Source organism: Vibrio sp. RE86 (genome assembly GCF_013114545.1).
Classification (GTDB): domain Bacteria; phylum Pseudomonadota; class Gammaproteobacteria; order Enterobacterales; family Vibrionaceae; genus Vibrio.
The window spans coordinates 122680-140561 of record NZ_VTXI01000002.1 but is presented as its reverse complement, the minus strand read 5'-3'; the positions used below and the strand labels follow the sequence as shown (position 1 = coordinate 140561).

Genomic DNA, 17882 nt, shown 5'->3' with positions numbered 1-17882 from the left:
CATCGATAATGCTAATTAAGCTTTAGAGTTGATGTAGGTAGCCACTGCGCCCTGCGCTTCTTCACCTTTCAGAGTTTTTACTCCGTCTAGCCACGCTTCAACTTGCTGTGGGTTCGCTTTTAGCCACTGCTGAGCCGCTTTTGCTGGTTTCACGTTCTGGTTGAGGATGGCTTCCATCAGCTCGTTTTCCATCTCTAAGCTGAACTCAAGATTTTTAAGCAAGTTGCCTACGTTTTGGCACTCAGACAGGTAGTTTTGACGAACATTGGTATAAACATTTGCTCCGCCGTAGTTAGGGCCGAAGAAGTCGTCACCACCGTCAAGATAAGCCATTTCAATATTGCTGTTCATTGGGTGTGGAGCCCAACCAAGATACACAATCCATTGATTACGACGTACAGCGCGTGAAACTTGAGACACCATGCCCGCTTCGCTTGACTCAACTAAGCTGAACTCTTTTAAGCCAAACGCATCGCTGTCGATCATCGACTGAATCAGACGGTTACCATCATTACCCGGCTCAATACCGTAGATGCGGTCTTTGAATTTGTCGCCGTTTTTCGCCAAATCAGCAAAGCTCTCCACGCCCGCGTCATACACATACTTTGGTACGGCTAAGGTATATTTTGCACCTTCAAGGTTCGCGCGAACCGTCTCAACTGTGCCGGCTTCACGGTATTTAGCGATATCTCCCTCCATGGTTGGCATCCAGTTGCCAAGGAAGATATCGATATCACCGTTCGCCATCGACGAGTAAGTCACAGGCACTGACAGCAAATCCGTTTTGGTTTTATAACCCAAACCTTTTAGTAGCTCAGACGTGACCGCCGTTGTTGCAGTAATATCTGTCCAACCAACGTCAGCAAAACGGACGGTTTCACATTGGTTAGCATAAGCGTTCATCGCTAGGCTGCTAAGCGCGATGGTCGAAAGTGTTTTTGTCATCATAGACATGTTGTTTTCCTTGTAATGATTACTGACTTGGGTGTTAACCCAACTCTCTACGTGGAGAGCCATTTCTTTGTGTTGTTTGCCAGTCTGGGGCGATCCAAACTGGTTGTTCGTTCATTTCCATCGCTGGTTTACCCAAAATCATGTCAGATGCACGCTCTGCAACCATAATGGTTGGTGCATTCAGGTTACCGTTTGGAATGGTTGGAAAAATGGAAGAGTCCACGACTCGTAGACCTTGAATACCGCGAACTCGACAGGCTTCGTCAAGCACTGCCATAGGGTCATCATCTGCGCCCATTTTGCAGCTACATGATGGGTGGTAAGCGCTTTCTACGTTCTCTTTCACCCACTGGTCGATCGCTTCATCAGAGTGAACATCCGCCCCTGGCTGAATTTCTTCGCCGCGGTAGTTGTCCATAGCAGGCTGCATTAAGATTTCACGAGTTAGGCGAATACAATCACGCCAATCTTGCTTATCTTGCTCCGTCGAAATGTAGTTGAACTCTATTTTGGGTTTAGCGTGAGGATCGGCAGATGTGATAGCAATTGAGCCTCTGCTCTGCGGCTTGTTCGGCCCCACATGAACCTGAAAACCATGGCCATCAAATGCGGCTTGACCGTCATATCGCATCGCGGCTGGCAAGAAGTGGTATTGGATATTTGGCCATTTCAATCCTTTACGTGAACGAATGAAAGCGCAAGATTCAAAGTGGTTAGTCGCGCCTAGGCCCTTACGAGTCAGAATCCACTCTGTCCCAATCAAACCTTTGCTGATAAGCCCCAACTTACTGTTAAGCGTAATCGGTTGTGTACAGTGGTATTGGAAGTAAACTTCGAGGTGATCTTGAAGGTTTTCGCCAACGCCCGGTAAGTCATGCGCTACCTCAACACCCGCTTGTTCAAGAACGGATTTAGGGCCGATGCCTGAAAGCTGCAAGAGTTGAACAGAACCGACAGAACCGGCACTAGAAACAACTTCTTTATTGGCGAAGGCTTTGTTTACGACACCTGACTTTTCGAACTCAACGCCCATTGCCTGCTTATTTTCAAGTAGAACTTTATGTACAACCACACCCTTAATTAGAGTGAGATTAGGGCGTTTGAGCGCACGCCTTAAGTAGGCGTTAGAGGTTGAGGCACGCACACCACCATCGACGGTCATATGCATTGGGCCAAAGCCTTCTTGCTGGTAGCCGTTGTAGTCAGACGTTTCTGGATAACCCGCCTCTTTTCCGGCATCAATGAAGGCTTGATAGAGCGGATTTCGCTTCATATCGTTGCCATTGCAAGTACCAACAGGTCCATTGCCACCGCGATATTCATCTTCACCACCAATCCAACTTTCGGCTTTGCGGAAATAAGGCAGACATGACTGATAATTCCAGCCTTGTGCGCCATGCTCTTCCCATTCATCGAAATCACAAGCGTGGCCACGGACATAGACCATTCCATTAATCGAGGAGCTACCGCCTAATACCTTTCCGCGTGGACAATGCAGCTGTCGGCCATCAAGCCCTTTTTCAGCCACTGTCTCGAACTGCCATGCATATTTTTCAGTATTCATCGGGTAAGAAAGCGCCGTCGGCATTTGAATGAAAATGCTCTTATCTGTACCACCAGCTTCTAGCAGTAGAACATTGTGTTCGCCGCTTTCACTCAGCCGATCCGCCAACACACAGCCGGCCGAACCCGCGCCGACGATAATATAATCGTAGCGTTCCATCATTTAGTCTCTCCGTGATTTCAGTTAGGCGTACGGGCTGGCGTAGTCGCCAAGCTCAATCAATACACTCTTTGTTTGGGTGTAGTGCTTGAGTGTTTCAGGGCCATTTTCACGGCCAATACCAGAATGTTTATAGCCACCAACCGGCATTTCAGCAGGTGAGTCACCCCACGTATTAACCCAACAGATCCCAGCTTGCATTTGATGAATAACTCGATGAGCGCGCGAAAGATTTTGCGTAAATACGCCCGCGGCTAAGCCGTAGTCAGTGTCGTTGGCTCGCGCAACTACCTCTTGTTCATCACTGAAGGTAAGCACAGACATAACAGGGCCGAAGATCTCTTGCTGTACGTGAGCCATGGTGTCGTCACAATCAACAAACACGGTTGGCGCAACAAAATTACCACTTGCTAATCCATTCTCTGTGACCTGATAGCCACCCGTAAGAAGCGTCGCACCGCTTTGCTTTGCGCTTTCGATTGCGGCTAATACTTTGCCTAAATGTTCTTTTGAAATGAGCGCGCCAATCTGAGTATCCTTATCCATTGGGTTACCAACGATAAGTTTCTCAGTGCGAGCTTTGAGCTGTTCAATAAATTGCTGATAAATCGATTCGTGAACAAATACACGCGTACCGTTAGTACACACTTCACCTTGGGTATAAAAGTTCGCAACCATAGCAGCAGAAACCGCATCATCGAGCTTGGCATCATCAAACACAATCATCGGTGACTTTCCGCCAAGCTCCATTGTCACTTGCTTGAGCGTCTTCGAACTGTCAGCCATGACTAACTTACCCGTACCCGACTCACCTGTGAAAGAGACCTTGGCAATGTCCGGATGTGCTGTCAGCATTTGACCCACTCGATGGTCGCCTTGTACTACATTGAACACACCATCAGGCAGGCCAGCTTCCGTAAAGATTTCCGCTAACTTTAACGCTGTCAAGGGCGTTTCTTCAGAAGGCTTGAATATCATCACGTTACCTGCCGCTAGAGCAGGAGCAGACTTCCACATTGCGATTTGAATTGGATAATTCCACGCGCCAATTCCCGCACAAATACCCAACGGCTCGCGGCGCGTATAGAAAAATTGAGAGTCACTTAAAGGTTGTTGCTCACCTTGCATCGCTGGGGCAAGGCCTGCGAAATACTCAATAACATCAGCACCAGTTGCGATATCAACGTCAATGGCTTCTTGCAATGGTTTGCCCGTATCAGTCACTTCCAACGCCGCTAATTCATCATTGCGTTCGCGTAGAATTGCGACAGCTTTTAGCAAAATTCGGCTTCGTTCAGTAGGACTCATCGCCGACCAAACAGCAAAACCTTGCTTAGCGGCCTCAATTGCTGACTCTATGTCTTGTTGGCTTGCCTGACCAATTTCCGCAATAGGTTCGCCGTTAGCCGGGTTGTATGTAACAAAGATTTCGCCAGATGTTGCGCTGACAGCTTTGCCGTTGATGTAAAGGTTTTTCATATCCATGTGAAAGTCTGACTTAATGATTATTTTTTTGAGTAAAAGGTAAGCTGCTTATCGAGGTAGTCATTAATGATCAAGCGTGCTTTATCAGCATCAATGCCTTGTGGGTTGAGCGTTCCACGTAGCCAGATACCATCAATCAATGCCGCAATACCATGAGCGACAACTTCAGCTTGGTCGTTGGTGAAAAGAGCTTTAAGTTCGATTTTAAGATGGGTCAGTAAGCGCTTTTCATTAACGTGCTGCAATCGCTTAAGCTTTTCGTCATGCATCGAGTAAGACCAAAAAGCTAGCCAGGTTTTAGCCACTTGGTTTTCTGCTTGAAAGCCGACAAAGTTGCCATCAACAATCGCGATAATGCGCTGCTGATGTGCCTCTTTTCGCAACTTAGCAAGTTTATCCATGATCGTAGTCGAGTGCTGACGCAAGATCTCTCGCATTGTCTCCTCAAGCAAACCATGCTTACCACCAAAATAGTGATTGATGATCCCCGTCGATACACCCGCTTCTTTGCTGATCAGCGCAATGCTTGCAGCATGTAAACCGACACGATCGATCACCGCCATTGTGGCTTTTACCAGCTGAGGTTTCCTGATTTCTGGCATGCCAACTTTCGGCATTTTGCGCCCCTTTTATTTTTTATTGAACGTTCAATTAAATATAAAATGCCTCAAAATCATTTCGATCTCAAATTATTTATCTATAAATTTGATCAATTTAAACAAAATCAACCACTATCACTAACGAATTACCATACTGATTAAACTCGCTCACATCCAGTCAACCAAACCAATGCCATAGCTAACAAACCGAAATAAATACAAACAAATCAAAAACTTATATCAATATCACGCATAAACTGCCATCTTGGAATGAATCAAGCCACCAAAGATAGAATGCAGAAAATACACAGTAGAAAAACATTTAGAAGGCGAAACATTTTTTAAATCTACATTTCTGGAAAATAGAGGAGAGGAGTGAAGAAAGCGAAAGAGGTAAGAAGTGTTGTTCGAGACTTATTCAAAATTATCTATGCGTTGAGCACAAAAAAAGGCTCCAATGCTGAGCACTGGAGCCTTCAATTCTGTGTAAAAATGTTACGCGTTCGCGGCGTCTTCAACCATTGCTTTCGATAGCGCTTCCGCTACCTTAATACCGTCGATGCCTGCAGATAAAATACCGCCAGCATAACCTGCGCCCTCACCCGCTGGGTAGAAACCTTTTAGGTTAACGCTCTGGAAGTCTTTACCACGCTTGATACATACCGGAGAGGATGTACGAGTCTCAACACCAGTTAGTAGGCCATCGTCAGACGCAAAACCTTTGATCTTCTTGTCGAACGCCGGAATCGCTTCACGAATCGCTTCGATAGCGAAGTCCGGTAGCGCTTTAGAGATGTCCGTTAAGTGGATACCCGGAGTGAATGACGGCTGAACATCGCCAATCTCACTTGGATCGCGACCTTTCAGGAAGTCACCAATCTTCTGCGCTGGCGCATCGTAGTTTTCACCACCAAGTACGTAAGCACCTGACTCAAGCTCACGCTGGAAGCGGATACCTGCTAGAGGGTCTCCTGGGTAATCACGCTCTGGGTCAATACCCACAACGATAGCACTGTTTGCGTTACGCTCTGAACGAGAGTATTGGCTCATACCGTTCGTTACTACGCGGCCTTCTTCAGAGGTTGCTGCAACAACAGTACCACCAGGACACATACAGAAGCTGTAAACAGTACGACCATTCTTACAGTGGTGAACCAGTTTGTAGTCTGCCGCACCAAGAATTGGGTGACCTGCGTTTTTACCAAAGCGCGCTTCGTCGATCATTGACTGTTTGTGCTCGATACGGAAACCCACCGAGAATGGTTTTGCTTCCATGTATACGCCACGCTCATTTAGCATTTCGAACGTATCACGCGCACTGTGGCCTACCGCTAGAACAACGTAGCGAGATTTAATCTCTTCACCATTAGACAGCGTTAGGCCTGTGATTTGATCGCCATCCATGTGAATGTCATCAACACGAGTGCTGAAACGGATTTCACCACCCAGTTCGATGATTTTCGCACGCATTTTCTCGATCATTGTCACCAGTTTGAAGGTACCAATGTGCGGTTTACTTACGTACATGATCTCTTCTGGTGCACCTGCGGCTACGAATTCAGTCGTCACCTTACGGCCGTAGAAGTTTGGATCTTTAATTTGGCTGTATAGCTTACCATCAGAGAACGTACCTGCACCGCCTTCCCCAAACTGTACGTTTGATTCGGTGTTCAGCGTGCGCTTACGCCAGAAGCCGAAAGTATCTTTAGTACGCTCACGGACTTCTTTACCACGCTCAACCACGATAGGTTTAAAGCCTGCTTGTGCAAGAATAAGAGCAGCAAATAGACCACAAGGGCCAAAACCAATAACCACTGGGCGCTCTGTTAGATTCTCTGGTGCTTTCGCAACGAACTTGTACTCCATGTCTGGAGTCTCTTTTACGTGCGGGTCACTCACGAACTGCTCTAACAACGCCGCTTCATTTTCAACGATCACATCGAGTGTATAAATCAGCAGGATGTTGGCTTTTTTACGAGCATCGTAGCCACGTCTAAATACATTGTAAGAGATGACTTGGTCTTCAGAGATGCCAAGTTTCTTAGTGATGGCAGCAGTTAGCGCCTCTTCCTCGTGATCAAGAGGAAGTTTAATTTCATTTAAACGTATCATGTTTGATGTCTCGTATAGATAGGTGTCTTAGCCGAAACCGTGTGACAAACGGTCAGCTCACAATGGCGCGCATTTTACGAGAAATTGAATTGTCTGTCATACTAATTCATACACAGGAAATAACATTCACGATTTAGCATATTGAATTTTGGCTTGGGATGAGTATTATCCCCTTTCCGAAATTCTGACTACTATAAGAGCATTCATCATGGCGTTTGTCGTAACTGATAACTGTATCCAATGTAAATACACTGACTGTGTCGCTGTATGTCCGGCAGATGCGTTTCATGAAGGTCCAAACTTTATGGTCATCAACCCAATCGAATGTATTGATTGCGGTTTGTGTGTTGATGAATGTGATGCCCACGCCATCTTCCAAGAAGACGAAGTACCAGACGATCAAACTGTCTACATTTCTTTAAATGCTGAACTCGCAGAACTGTGGCCAGTACAAACGGAAGTGAAACCTGCAATGGATGAAGCTGAAAAGTGGAATGGTGTGCCTGACAAGTTAGGTATGTTGGAGAAGTAACCACTTCAACTCACTATTCCAGAGCGTAAGGCTCTTCAGTACTTGCACTCATTCATAACGCTTAAACCACAGCTCAAAAAACTCTATGAACTTATATACCTTTAGAGGAGTATAAGTTCTCTCTGGATATACGAGACTGACTGTTATTTTACCCTCTTGATAGTCTGGTAATAGTGATACCAAGTTTATTTTCTCATCTGCGCCTTTCAGAGAGGGTTTAGGCAAAAAACCGATGCCCGTCCCTTGCTCAACAATATGACGAACGAACCCAGTACTGTTAGCCCTTACCCTTCTGTTGAAAGTGACATGCTCAACCTTTCCCTGCTTTTCAAAAGCAAAAGTGTTTGAGCCTGCATAACGGTGTGAAATCAGTTGGTGGCTTGCCAGATCCGAAGCCGTAGTTGGGTGCCCATTCTTCGCCAGATATTCTGGTGACGCCACTAAATGGACGCTCAGCTCTCCAATACGCTTGTAGATAAGTGTCGAATCCGGAAACTCCGCGCTTGCTCTGATACAAAGGTCAAAACCTTCCTCTACTAAATCAACGAATCGATCTTCAACCGAAATATCCAGTTCAATGTCAGGGTACTCTTTCAAAAATGCCGCACACAAATTGGCGCTCTCTTGATCACCTAATACACTCGGCATACTGATACGCAACAGGCCAGAGGGAGTACCTCTAAGTTCGGCGATTTCACTCTCGGCAATCGATAACTGGGTATCAATTTGACGACAGTGTTTGAGAAACGAATGTCCAGCTTCAGTTAATGTCAGTACGCGTGTCGTTCTTTGCAGCAATCGCGTACCCAAAGACTTTTCCAAAGCAGAGATCTGCTTGCTGATGTAAGAGGGCGTGGTGTTCATCTCATCAGCAGTCTTCGAAAAGTTTCCAGTTTCAGTGACGCGAATAAACACCCTCATTGCGTTGAGCTTGTCCATCACATTTCCCTTATTTGTTCCAATATGGAAAAACTGTTAACCAAACGAGTGTGTTTATCAATCAATTAGGAATAAATACGATAACTCTCGATTCGTAAATGGAGAGACATCATGAAAGCAGTTCAACTCAATGAAACTGGGCAGATTGAAATTCGAGATATCGCCGTTCCAGAACCCGATCACGACGAGGTCCTGATTAAGGTGTCAGCCGTCGGCATAAACCCTGTCGATTGGAAGATAGCATCAGGGCAGTTGGAGCAGCTGATTGGCCAACCTCTTCCTCTGACCCTTGGCTGGGATGTGGCGGGTGAGGTAGTGCAATCAGGAAAAGGTTACCTTGCAGGGGACAAGGTCTATGGAATGAAAACCATCGGTCAAAATGGTGCCCTATCTGAGTATTGCACCCTAAAGCGTTCGCAAATGTCACTGGCTCCTAAGTCCTTAGATTTAAAACAAGCCGCTGCTTTACCAATGGTTAGCTTGACCAGTTGGCAAGCACTATTTAGCGCAGGGAACATTCGCCGTCATCAACGCGTATTAATCCAAGCGGGTGCAGGCGGAGTTGGCTCAATGGCTATTCAACTGGCCAAAATAATGGGAGCCTATGTTATTGTCACCACATCAGCTAAAAACCAAGATTATGTGCTTAGCCTTGGGGCGGATGAAGTGATCGATTACCGAAGAACCAATATTGTTGATGCGCTCAAAGATAATCCCGTCGATCTCGTTTTGGAATCCCAATCAGGCGATTTCCAGCTTGAAGCAATAGAAGTTCTCAAACCTTCCGGAAAGTTAGTCAGCATTTCGTGGATATCGCCTGAAATCGCCAAAGCGGCAGAAGAAAAAGGCGTAGAGACAGAGTTCGTGTTTGTTCAGTTCAATGCCGAGCACTTACGTTATATCACTGATCTGGTCGATGATAATCAACTTACAGTGAACGTCAGTGGTGAATATCATTTTAAGGACATCACAGCAGCCTATGATGAAAGTAAGCAGGGGCGTGTAAGAGGGAAGTTGGTCGCAACATTCTAAGCGATCATAGCTTGGTTGGTTCGTTATATTGTTTGATTCGCTAGCAGCAAGAAAACAACACGAAAAAGCGCAGTGATTGGCCATCACTGCGCTTCATTGTGATCTTTAAACTCGTTAACTATGTTGACGACGCAAGTTATCTAAAATAATGCCGGTTGCCATTGCTACGTTCAGCGACTCTGCGCCGCCGAATGCTGGAATCGTAATCTTATCTGTTACGAATTTCGCGGCCTGTTCACGAACACCGTGGGACTCACTGCCCATCAACAAAATTCCCTCTGCGGCAAATTCTGTTTTATGCACGCTTTCACCTTCTAAAAACGCACCGTAGACTGGTAAGTTAGACTGTTCTAAATAGCTTGGCAGATCCAATTGGCTAACAGTCACACGACCAAAACTGCCCATTGTCGCGCTGATGGTTTTCGGGTTGTACGGATCCGCGCAGTCAGTGCTCGCCACAATGTGCTTAATTCCATACCAATCTGCAACACGAATAATGGTGCCAAGGTTACCCGGGTCAGACACACCATCGAGCGCAATCATCAAACCCTCTGCTTTTGGCGTTTCAACACTTGGGATTTCTACCACGGCAATCGCAGCGTTGTTGCTCACCAATGTGCTTGCTTTGGTCAAATCATCAAGTGACGCTTCAATACATTCGAAAGCATTCAACTCATTACTGTTTTCAGCCAAGAACTCCTGAGTAGCAAAGATTTGTTTTACCGTCAGTGAGCTATTTGCCAACTCAAGTACGTTCTTTTCTCCTTGCACCAAAAATAGACCATGCGCTTTGCGCTGCTTCTTTTGGCCAAGTGCTCGAAGTAGTTTAAGTTGGTTTTTTGAAATCATAATCTGTCCAAGGTGAGTGGGCATTACCCAAATAAAAGCGCGGCAATTATAGAGTAAAGCCTTAGTGAGCTAAAGAGCGGATTAAAGATTACCCTTGCTCTGATTGAACAAGTTGGATGATTTTCACCGCCTTTTCAAAATGATCGAGTTCATGGGTTTGAATCCACCACGTGGCCGCTTCCATCAACAGATCTGGATCATCGTTCTTGTTAGCAAAGAAGGCATAAAACGAGACGCCTACCCCTTCGCCCTTTTGAGCAATTTTCTTTTGGCAAACGGCAATGATTTTATCTTGCAGTGATTGGCGCATAGTTTCTTCCTGAATGACTAAAGAAGGTCATGGTATCAGTAAGTTAGTATTGCTCCACTCGACTCGTCCTAGATTTGGGGATGAGCCCGCTTTTGAGACAAATTAAAAAGCACCTCACTGGGGGATGTGAGGTGCTTTAACTTAACGTGACTAAATTCTGTTAGCTTGCTTGATACTCTGGGTAATCAAGTAGACCTTTTTCTGCGCCACCAAATAGGGTGGCAGGGTCATGTTGCGCTAATGGGTAGTCATTACGAATACGATTTGGCAAGTCAGGGTTGGCGATAAATGGGCGACCAAAACCAACCATATCAGCTAAACCATCATTCACCGCTTGTGCAGCTTTTTCAGTGTTGTAGCGACCTGCGTAAATGATCGTACCTTGGTACGCTTCACGAACTGCCGTTTTGAACTCTGCTGGCGTATCTGGCGCATCGTCCCAATCCACTTCAGCGATGTGCATGTACACAACATTGAGTTTGTTTAGTAGTGCCGCTGCCGCCGTGTAAGTTTCAACTGGCGTTTTGTCGACTGTACCATTCAGTGAAGTGAATGGAGCAAGACGCACACCTACACGATCAGCACCGATCGCATCGCTCATTGCTTCAACCACTTCACCTAAGAAACGTAGTCGGTTTTCAATAGACCCGCCGTACTCATCGGTACGATTGTTCGCTTCAGAGTCGATAAATTGGTTGATCAAATAACCGTTCGCAGCATGCAATTCGATACCATCAAAGCCTGCTTCAATCGCGTTAAGCGCGGCCCAGCGATACTCTTCAATCACTTTTTTGATGTCGTCTTTGGTCATCGCACGAGGCTCAACCACATCGACAAAGCCCGGCTCATCGCTACCGTTATCGATAAACACTTTTACGTTTTCTGCTTTTAATGCAGACGACGAAATTGGTTGCTCGCCACCGATATTATCAGGGTGAGTCACACGGCCTACGTGCCAAAGCTGAGCGAAAATTGCGCCACCTTTTGCGTGTACCGCATCTGTCACCTTTTTCCAACCAGCGATTTGCTCGGCAGAATAGATACCTGGTGTCCAAGCGTAGCCCTGACCCATCTCAGAAATCTGAGTACCTTCTGCCACAATCAGACCCGCGCCAGCACGCTGAGCGTAGTACGTTGCCATCATATCGTTCGCAACATTACCCGGCTGACTTGCGCGTGAACGAGTCATCGGTGGCATAACGATACGGTTTTTAAGTTCAAGTTTACCTAACTGAATAGGTTGAAATAGTGCGTCTTTCATTGTCATGTGCCCCATTACTTGCTTACTTGAATAAGTTCAATTTGGTAACCGTCTGGATCAGTGATGAATGCGATATGCGTTGAACCACCTTTTACTGGACCAGGTTCGCGAGTGACGTTACCACCTAGCTCTTTGATTGAATCGCAAGCCGCATAAATATCTTCCACACCTAATGCTAAGTGACCGAACGCATTACCCATGTCGTATTGATCAGTATCCCAGTTATGGGTTAGCTCGATGGTCGTGCCGCCTTCTTTATAACCAACAAACACAAGTGTGTAGCGGTATTGGGTGTTTTCAGTACGGTCAAGAACACGCATGCCTAGCACCTTAGTGTAGAACTCAATTGACTTTTCTAAGTCAGTTACGCGAATCATAGTGTGCAGAAATTTCATCATTTACCCTTATCTAATGGCGACAACAGCTTGGATTGTTCAGAGCTATTGTGTCTCTCGTTCGTTTCATAAACTTTGCACTTACAATACGCTCAAGAACCAAAGACAGGAAATTATTGATTTTTATTATTTACATAACACTTTGTTATGACACATTGTCACGTACTTTTGTTTTGCGGTGGTGATACACCATTGGCAGTACCGCACTGGCGACAATAACGGATAAGCCCACAATCGCGATGTTGTTTGGCAACTCAGCAAACAACCAGTAACCAAAACCAACCGAATAAATGATCTTGGCGTACTCAACATTGGAAATGACGTTCGCTTCACCATATTTATACGCAGTCAGACCAATCCACTGAGCCAGCGATGAAATTGCCCCAACGCAGATCAGTAAACCTAACTCACTCCAACTCGGCCATTGCCAACTAAGTAAACTCGGGATTAACGCCATAAGCCCAACAAAGATCGCTTGATACGCGAGTAGTGTGATTTTCGGTTCTTCTTGCGCCACTTTTCTTACACATATCACCGCGACGGCTGCCCCAAATGCCGCTATCAGCCCCGTACCGGTATACATAAGCGAGGTTTGGTTAAAATCAGGCTGAACCACCAACATCACACCGATAAACCCAACCACAATGGTAAAAAGGCGAGAAACAGAGATTCGCTCTGATAAACACAACCTTGCAATACAAGCGACAAACAGGACTTGAGTGAACCCAAGGGCGGTTGCGTCTGCTAATGGAATATTACTTATGGTGACGAACCCTAAATAGAGCGCAGCAAAGGCGCCTAAAATACGTAAGGTGTGTAACTTCACCCTTTTGGGCTTGATGAGAATTTGTATGTTCTTCGCAATCGCAGGTAAGAGTAGAACAACAAAGACCAACTGGCGAAACAGTAAGATCTGGAACAGATTTAATGAGTCACTGAGCAGGCGAACAAGCACGCCGACCAAGGTAAACAAAGCCGTCGAGCATAGCGCCAATAGTACCCCTTTCCATACTTCAGGTAAGTTGGAAAACTGCGTGAACAACGCATTCATATAATGACGGTTTGAGATTTTATTTGGCATAGTGTTCGACCTTAACATAAACAGGTTCGCAGCCTAAAGGTGACACTAGTAGACGGGTCAAGAATCGATTTCTCGCCGCCCGCACATGATATGATTGAGTAAAAAGAACAACGAGTATTGTGATGCAAATAATTGAACGCTTCGAACGACCACTATTGGACTTTATCAGCCGAGAAATGGTGCAAGACCCCGCCCACGACCTGAGCCATGTTAAACGCGTGGTCAAAACCGCTTTGGAGCTCTGCCAACTCGAACATGCACGTATCGAAGTCGTCCTGCCAGCCGCTTATTTGCATGACTGCTTTACCTTCCCGAAAAACCACCCAGACAGAGCAAAAAGTTCGTCTATCGCTGCAGACAAAGCCGTAGAATATTTGGTTAGCATTGGATACCCAAATCAGTTCTTAGACGATATTCATCATGCCATTTGCGCTCACAGTTACAGTGCGAATATCTCGCCACAAAGTCTTGAAGCACAGATCGTTCAAGATGCGGATAGGTTAGATGCGCTTGGCGCTATAGGTATTGCACGCTGCTTGCAAGTAAGCACTAACTTTGGTGCAAGCCTTTATTCGATTGACGATCCTTTTTGCCAAAGTAGAGCGTTAGATGACAAGCAGTACACGGTCGACCACTTTTACAATAAGCTCTTTAAACTGGAAGCGATGATGAACACCGCTTCGGCAAAGCAAGAGGCAAAAAGACGAACTGAGTACATGAGAGGATTTCTTTCTCAGTTAGGACGTGAAATTTAATCACGGCCTAAATACACTCAATACCCCACTCAATATATATGTTAAGAAGACCCGCTGGTACACGGTCTTCAGACGTCTCGACGCGTGCAGAAACATGAACAATACCATCTGGATTAAAGAGTTTAGGGTGAAGCTCAACACCTTGCTTCCAGTAATTGATGTCACCTTCATAAATATTTGGTGCTTCGAGCTTAAAGTGCACTTGAGATGGATCAATGATCTGTTCCAAGTCCCCTAAGTGGATTTGATTAAGTTTGAAATGCACGCGAGCCCCTTTACGATTTGAAACTAACTTCAAGGTCGTGGTTCGGTTTTCGTAATCGTTACCAAACGCGAGCGCGCCAAGGTTCTCTAGTACCGTAAGTCCACACTGCTCAGGCACCTCTTTGTGGAACGTAATAGGCGCAGAGACATTGGCTAAACTGGGGCAAGCAGAGAACAATAGCGCCAACCACAAGGCTAATTTACGCATTAATTCACCATCACTCGAACCATGAAATCGATCACCGCGCGTTCAGTTACGTCAACACGGCTTAATGTCTCCATTTCAGTCGTCGCCACTTGGTAAACAGAACTGAGAGTGATCGGCTTATTTTGATAGGTGTATGAGATTATAACGTCGCAGTTTACACGTTGTTCCTCTTCTCCAATGGTAGAGGTATCGGTGTAATTAAATCTGCTTTCAATTTCCACGAGCTCAATCTCCGTCCAGTCAATGTATTCCGAGTTTGACAGTGCGTCGAATATTCTACGTTCATGATTCGCAGCGCCTTCTCGACACATTGCATCCCACTGGCGCACTTCCTCAACTTGAAAGCCATTGGCGTACACGGGATAGCTTAATGCCATTGAGAGCAATATAGGTACTCTTAGTCTCTTCATAAAATTGGTCGGTTAGCCCTGAAAAAGGGCTAACCTCTTCACTAATTAGATTAGCCGCAGTGGATTTCCCAAGTGGTGTTCACTTGATACGAATCTGCATCAAGGTTGTTCTCGTCAAACACTACGGTTGAAGCAAGGTCTACCTCATTGTCATCACGCAGGCTGTCTCTAGGTATCGTCAAGTATCCTTTCTCTTTCCACTCTGACGCCGTCCCTTCGCCAGTCCCCATAACACTAAAGGATTTAAACTTAATATCATCTTCTGTGACGTTTTGATCTTCCAACGCACCCAAATCAATGTGCTTGAGTTTCATCTCAGTATCTTTGTCATAGTTGTTGATCAGTGTAATGGTGGCAACGTCAGCGTTGTACGCCCCACCAAAACCTAATTTACCCTCTGCATCATTAACCTCGATACCGCATTGACCTTCAACTTCCGCTTGGAAGATAACGTTACCCTGATGATCATCCGGCCCTTGTGCAAACGCCGCAGAACTAAATGCAACGGTTAACACCGAAGCTCCCAACAGTTGGTTTAATTTACTCATGTTTACTCCGAAAACACTGTGTTGTTTTGTTTCATTTTAAGTAGCCGATATTTCTCAGCTTCAATCTGTAAAAGTTTGAGCTCATGTTCCGCTTGAGCTAACTCTTCCTGTCTCGCTCTATCACGAAGTTCAAACTCATAAAGTCGAGTACAGTCGACCCTGTCGTTCCCACCAAACTGGAATGTGACGGCGGCATAGACACCAGCTTCATCCTGGTTTTGGTAGTAATAATTGTTGTAATAGTTATCGCTATCCTCATTCCCTTGTGCGCCATAAGTCCCGAATTGGAAGGTTTTACCTGTAGAGATCGCTTGCTCACAGGTAGCACCCGCTGCGGTGCGCACGCGGTCCGTTCCTGAAGGATTTGAAACACTGGGTATAGGATTAGCCCAAGCCGCGCCTGTAAGGAGCGTACTCGCAATGCCAAGGACAATGAGTCGCATGAGTTAGAACCTCTTGAAGTGTAAGGTGCTGCACACCTCGTAACTGTTGGGAGAATCACTCACCATACGGGTACACACCAACTTTTCAGTTGTCTTGCCTGGCGGGGTATTCACACTAATGTCCAGTTCGATCTTTTGATTAGGACCTAGTGAGATCTTGTTTGGGAAGGACTTGTTACCGATACGCAAGTAGTAGTCAGCTGGCTTGTTGTAGCGATTCACCAAAACAAAGCTTACTTGAGTCTTATCTGAATAACTTTGAAACTCTTTGTTCTGCCATTTATGAACGTTGGCATAGGACAAAGACGTCATCGAGAAAAAGGTTAAGAATGTACAGGTGAGCTTTCTCATGGTTTGTCGTCTCCCAAAAGTGAAGACGACAAAATATCGGTAACTTATCTCGGTTACTTACCATTTTCCGCCACCCAAAAAGCCATAAGATCCTTTTGACGTGGCGTTGACATTAGAGAGGGTTGAGCCTGATTTTTAATCATCAAGCTCAATATTTACGCTAACAATCAATACTCTGATATATGAAACAACATAGATTCAGTCGATTAACAGCAACAAGAACGGTGGAGCTGTTAACCTTCTAACTCACTCGATTTGATGCGCGTATCAAAAGCAACAATGCGATCTTCGAATGCCGTTCTATCTTTTTGTGAAATGGAGCTCGCTAAAGGCAAATCAGCTTTCATCGGATCAACGGCTCGACTTCTGACCCTGACTTCAAAATGCAAATGTGGCCCTGTTAATCGGCCTGTTGCGCCAGATAAGGCGATCTTCTGCCCGCGCTTTACATACTGACCTTTCTTGACCAAGAATTTGCTCAAATGGAGATAACGAGTGGTGTACACACTGTTATGTTCAATAACTAAATACTTACCAGCGTATGGGTGGTTTCGCACACCAACAACTCGACCATCCCCTGTTGAATAGATGGGCGCCCCTACTGGAGTCGCGAAATCAGTACCATTATGTGGTGTCACCCTACCCGTCACAGGGTGCTTACGCTTAGGGTTGAAAGGCGAGGTAATGCGACGATATTGCGGATCAACAGGGTAACGATTAAATGCACGCTCTAAGCTATTTCCTTTCCTATCATAGAAGCGACCATCGTCAGCAAGAAACGCAGAGACTTCACGATTTGAAAGCTTAAACGAAATACCTTGAATCTCACTATTTCCAGTTGGGTGGTCGTCCAGATACTGCCTTTTAATCAGGACATCAAAGCGATCCCCTGCTCTCAATGTACGAGCGAAATTAATTTGATCCTTCAGTACACGTGTGATGTTCGCAATCTGCTTTGAAGATAAGCCCAACTTATGAGCTGACAGTGAAAAGCTACCATTAATCGTGCCGCTATAAAGCACCTCTCTCCACTCGCCTGGTTGTTCTGTAAATTGATAATCGAACTTGTCGTCATCGTTTCGCTGGTAGTGTGCTTGCTCAACCAAACTCAAATGGTAGGTCAAAGAGAGCAGCTCTCGACTATCGCCATCCACCGAGAGTTCTAAGTGATCCCCAGGCTTAATCGTATCGAGCTGCAAATGCTCAAGATCTGCTGCCAAGATTTCTTGCAACGTTGTATAGGGGATATTCCATGATGAAAAAATATCGCTAAGCGTGTCACCGACTTTAACAAAGTAGTGAACACGAATAATGTGACTTTCACTTGGTGTTTCTAACTCAGCTGCGGGCGTCACCGCGATTTCTGGTTCAGAGCTACCAATTTCAGTATTAGCGATTTCAAAGTGAGAGGTTTCAGGAGTTGGAATGAAAAACGCAGCGGTAAGGGCAACAACAGCAACAACGGACGCGAAAAATCTAAAGTGTTTCATCAAAAGGGATTAAGCTACGAATAGTTGTTATGTTATAACATAATAAAATACACATTTCAGCTTGAGCTGTACGTGAATAGAGTCACCACTCTATCTATCGTTGGTAACGCATTAGCCCAGCTCAACAATTTACTTTGTAAC

The 17882-nt window shown here is 45.5% G+C and carries 20 protein-coding genes; 3 read left to right on the top strand and 17 right to left on the bottom strand.

Going from position 1 to position 17882, the window contains the following annotated elements:
- Positions 1 to 15: 15 nt before the first annotated feature.
- From F0231_RS02855 to F0231_RS02835, 5 genes are all read right to left on the bottom strand, one after another.
- Positions 16 to 954 carry a choline ABC transporter substrate-binding protein gene (locus F0231_RS02855; RefSeq protein ID WP_171758200.1) on the bottom strand — a complete coding sequence of 313 codons (939 nt, stop codon included), beginning with the start codon at positions 952 to 954 and terminating at the stop codon, positions 16 to 18.
- A gap of 34 nt (positions 955 to 988) precedes the next feature.
- Entirely contained in the window at positions 989 to 2680 is a 1692-nt protein-coding gene (betA, locus tag F0231_RS02850; RefSeq protein ID WP_171758199.1) for a choline dehydrogenase, read from the bottom strand.
- 21 nt (positions 2681 to 2701) lie between these two features.
- Entirely contained in the window at positions 2702 to 4162 is a 1461-nt protein-coding gene (betB, locus tag F0231_RS02845) for a betaine-aldehyde dehydrogenase (protein ID WP_171758198.1), read from the bottom strand.
- A gap of 20 nt (positions 4163 to 4182) precedes the next feature.
- Positions 4183 to 4779 carry a transcriptional regulator BetI gene (gene betI, locus F0231_RS02840; RefSeq protein WP_171758197.1) on the bottom strand — a complete coding sequence of 199 codons (597 nt, stop codon included), beginning with the start codon at positions 4777 to 4779 and terminating at the stop codon, positions 4183 to 4185.
- A 477-nt stretch (positions 4780 to 5256) separates the two neighbouring features.
- Entirely contained in the window at positions 5257 to 6873 is a 1617-nt protein-coding gene (locus F0231_RS02835) for an NAD(P)/FAD-dependent oxidoreductase (RefSeq protein ID WP_171758196.1), read from the bottom strand.
- A gap of 208 nt (positions 6874 to 7081) precedes the next feature.
- Between F0231_RS02835 and fdxA the strand changes: the two genes are divergently transcribed.
- On the top strand, positions 7082 to 7405 hold the full coding sequence (gene fdxA, locus F0231_RS02830) for a ferredoxin FdxA (protein ID WP_126572553.1): 324 nt from the start codon (positions 7082 to 7084) through the stop codon (positions 7403 to 7405).
- A 48-nt stretch (positions 7406 to 7453) separates the two neighbouring features.
- Here the strand turns inward: fdxA and F0231_RS02825 are convergent, their stop codons facing one another.
- Positions 7454 to 8344, bottom strand: coding sequence for a LysR family transcriptional regulator (locus F0231_RS02825; RefSeq protein ID WP_171758195.1), 891 nt, complete (start codon positions 8342 to 8344; stop codon positions 7454 to 7456).
- Positions 8345 to 8455: 111 nt separating this feature from the next.
- On the opposite strand from F0231_RS02825, the gene F0231_RS02820 reads away from it, so the two are divergent.
- A complete protein-coding gene (locus F0231_RS02820) occupies positions 8456 to 9376 on the top strand; it encodes an NADP-dependent oxidoreductase (protein WP_171758194.1) in 921 nt (306 codons plus the stop codon).
- A gap of 114 nt (positions 9377 to 9490) precedes the next feature.
- On the opposite strand, the gene F0231_RS02815 is transcribed toward F0231_RS02820, so the two are convergent.
- From F0231_RS02815 to F0231_RS02795, 5 genes are all read right to left on the bottom strand, one after another.
- Complete coding sequence (locus F0231_RS02815) at positions 9491 to 10225, bottom strand: RNA methyltransferase (protein ID WP_171758193.1); 735 nt, start codon at positions 10223 to 10225, stop codon at positions 9491 to 9493.
- A gap of 88 nt (positions 10226 to 10313) precedes the next feature.
- Positions 10314 to 10535, bottom strand: coding sequence for a DUF6500 family protein (locus F0231_RS02810; protein WP_171758192.1), 222 nt, complete (start codon positions 10533 to 10535; stop codon positions 10314 to 10316).
- A gap of 160 nt (positions 10536 to 10695) precedes the next feature.
- On the bottom strand, positions 10696 to 11796 hold the full coding sequence (locus tag F0231_RS02805; RefSeq protein ID WP_171758191.1) for an alkene reductase: 1101 nt from the start codon (positions 11794 to 11796) through the stop codon (positions 10696 to 10698).
- A 14-nt stretch (positions 11797 to 11810) separates the two neighbouring features.
- A complete protein-coding gene (gene gloA, locus F0231_RS02800) occupies positions 11811 to 12191 on the bottom strand; it encodes a lactoylglutathione lyase (RefSeq protein ID WP_171758413.1) in 381 nt (126 codons plus the stop codon).
- A 145-nt stretch (positions 12192 to 12336) separates the two neighbouring features.
- Positions 12337 to 13272 (bottom strand): DMT family transporter, encoded by a 936-nt coding sequence (locus tag F0231_RS02795; RefSeq protein ID WP_253825710.1) that lies wholly within the window; start codon positions 13270 to 13272, stop codon positions 12337 to 12339.
- Between the two features lie 128 nt (positions 13273 to 13400).
- Between F0231_RS02795 and F0231_RS02790 the strand changes: the two genes are divergently transcribed.
- A complete protein-coding gene (locus F0231_RS02790; protein ID WP_171758411.1) occupies positions 13401 to 14027 on the top strand; it encodes an HD domain-containing protein in 627 nt (208 codons plus the stop codon).
- Positions 14028 to 14034: 7 nt separating this feature from the next.
- Here F0231_RS02790 and F0231_RS02785 read toward each other — a convergent pair whose 3' ends face one another.
- From F0231_RS02785 to F0231_RS02760, 6 genes are all read right to left on the bottom strand, one after another.
- Positions 14035 to 14499 (bottom strand): hypothetical protein, encoded by a 465-nt coding sequence (locus F0231_RS02785; protein ID WP_171758190.1) that lies wholly within the window; start codon positions 14497 to 14499, stop codon positions 14035 to 14037.
- Positions 14499 to 14909, bottom strand: a complete 411-nt coding sequence (locus F0231_RS02780; protein WP_171758189.1) for a hypothetical protein — start codon at positions 14907 to 14909, stop codon at positions 14499 to 14501. The genes F0231_RS02785 and F0231_RS02780 overlap by 1 nt, the downstream gene beginning before the upstream one ends.
- A gap of 50 nt (positions 14910 to 14959) precedes the next feature.
- Complete coding sequence (locus F0231_RS02775; protein WP_171758188.1) at positions 14960 to 15457, bottom strand: hypothetical protein; 498 nt, start codon at positions 15455 to 15457, stop codon at positions 14960 to 14962.
- Between the two features lie 2 nt (positions 15458 to 15459).
- On the bottom strand, positions 15460 to 15900 hold the full coding sequence (locus F0231_RS02770; protein ID WP_171758187.1) for a hypothetical protein: 441 nt from the start codon (positions 15898 to 15900) through the stop codon (positions 15460 to 15462).
- Between the two features lie 3 nt (positions 15901 to 15903).
- Positions 15904 to 16251: a hypothetical protein gene (locus F0231_RS02765; RefSeq protein ID WP_171758186.1), complete on the bottom strand. Its 348-nt coding sequence runs from the start codon at positions 16249 to 16251 to the stop codon at positions 15904 to 15906.
- 233 nt (positions 16252 to 16484) lie between these two features.
- Entirely contained in the window at positions 16485 to 17741 is a 1257-nt protein-coding gene (locus F0231_RS02760; protein WP_171758185.1) for a peptidoglycan DD-metalloendopeptidase family protein, read from the bottom strand.
- Positions 17742 to 17882 lie beyond the last annotated feature (141 nt).

Coding starts and splice junctions, on each gene's coding strand:
- F0231_RS02855 (WP_171758200.1), bottom strand. CDS start 954: ATGTCTATGATGACAAAAACACTTTCGACCATCGCGCTTAGCAGCCTA.
- betA (WP_171758199.1), bottom strand. CDS start 2,680: ATGATGGAACGCTACGATTATATTATCGTCGGCGCGGGTTCGGCCGGC.
- betB (WP_171758198.1), bottom strand. CDS start 4,162: ATGGATATGAAAAACCTTTACATCAACGGCAAAGCTGTCAGCGCAACA.
- betI (WP_171758197.1), bottom strand. CDS start 4,779: ATGCCGAAAGTTGGCATGCCAGAAATCAGGAAACCTCAGCTGGTAAAA.
- F0231_RS02835 (WP_171758196.1), bottom strand. CDS start 6,873: ATGATACGTTTAAATGAAATTAAACTTCCTCTTGATCACGAGGAAGAG.
- fdxA (WP_126572553.1), top strand. CDS start 7,082: ATGGCGTTTGTCGTAACTGATAACTGTATCCAATGTAAATACACTGAC.
- F0231_RS02825 (WP_171758195.1), bottom strand. CDS start 8,344: ATGGACAAGCTCAACGCAATGAGGGTGTTTATTCGCGTCACTGAAACT.
- F0231_RS02820 (WP_171758194.1), top strand. CDS start 8,456: ATGAAAGCAGTTCAACTCAATGAAACTGGGCAGATTGAAATTCGAGAT.
- F0231_RS02815 (WP_171758193.1), bottom strand. CDS start 10,225: ATGATTTCAAAAAACCAACTTAAACTACTTCGAGCACTTGGCCAAAAG.
- F0231_RS02810 (WP_171758192.1), bottom strand. CDS start 10,535: ATGCGCCAATCACTGCAAGATAAAATCATTGCCGTTTGCCAAAAGAAA.
- F0231_RS02805 (WP_171758191.1), bottom strand. CDS start 11,796: ATGAAAGACGCACTATTTCAACCTATTCAGTTAGGTAAACTTGAACTT.
- gloA (WP_171758413.1), bottom strand. CDS start 12,191: ATGAAATTTCTGCACACTATGATTCGCGTAACTGACTTAGAAAAGTCA.
- F0231_RS02795 (WP_253825710.1), bottom strand. CDS start 13,272: ATGCCAAATAAAATCTCAAACCGTCATTATATGAATGCGTTGTTCACG.
- F0231_RS02785 (WP_171758190.1), bottom strand. CDS start 14,499: ATGCGTAAATTAGCCTTGTGGTTGGCGCTATTGTTCTCTGCTTGCCCC.
- F0231_RS02780 (WP_171758189.1), bottom strand. CDS start 14,909: ATGAAGAGACTAAGAGTACCTATATTGCTCTCAATGGCATTAAGCTAT.
- F0231_RS02775 (WP_171758188.1), bottom strand. CDS start 15,457: ATGAGTAAATTAAACCAACTGTTGGGAGCTTCGGTGTTAACCGTTGCA.
- F0231_RS02770 (WP_171758187.1), bottom strand. CDS start 15,900: ATGCGACTCATTGTCCTTGGCATTGCGAGTACGCTCCTTACAGGCGCG.
- F0231_RS02765 (WP_171758186.1), bottom strand. CDS start 16,251: ATGAGAAAGCTCACCTGTACATTCTTAACCTTTTTCTCGATGACGTCT.
- F0231_RS02760 (WP_171758185.1), bottom strand. CDS start 17,741: ATGAAACACTTTAGATTTTTCGCGTCCGTTGTTGCTGTTGTTGCCCTT.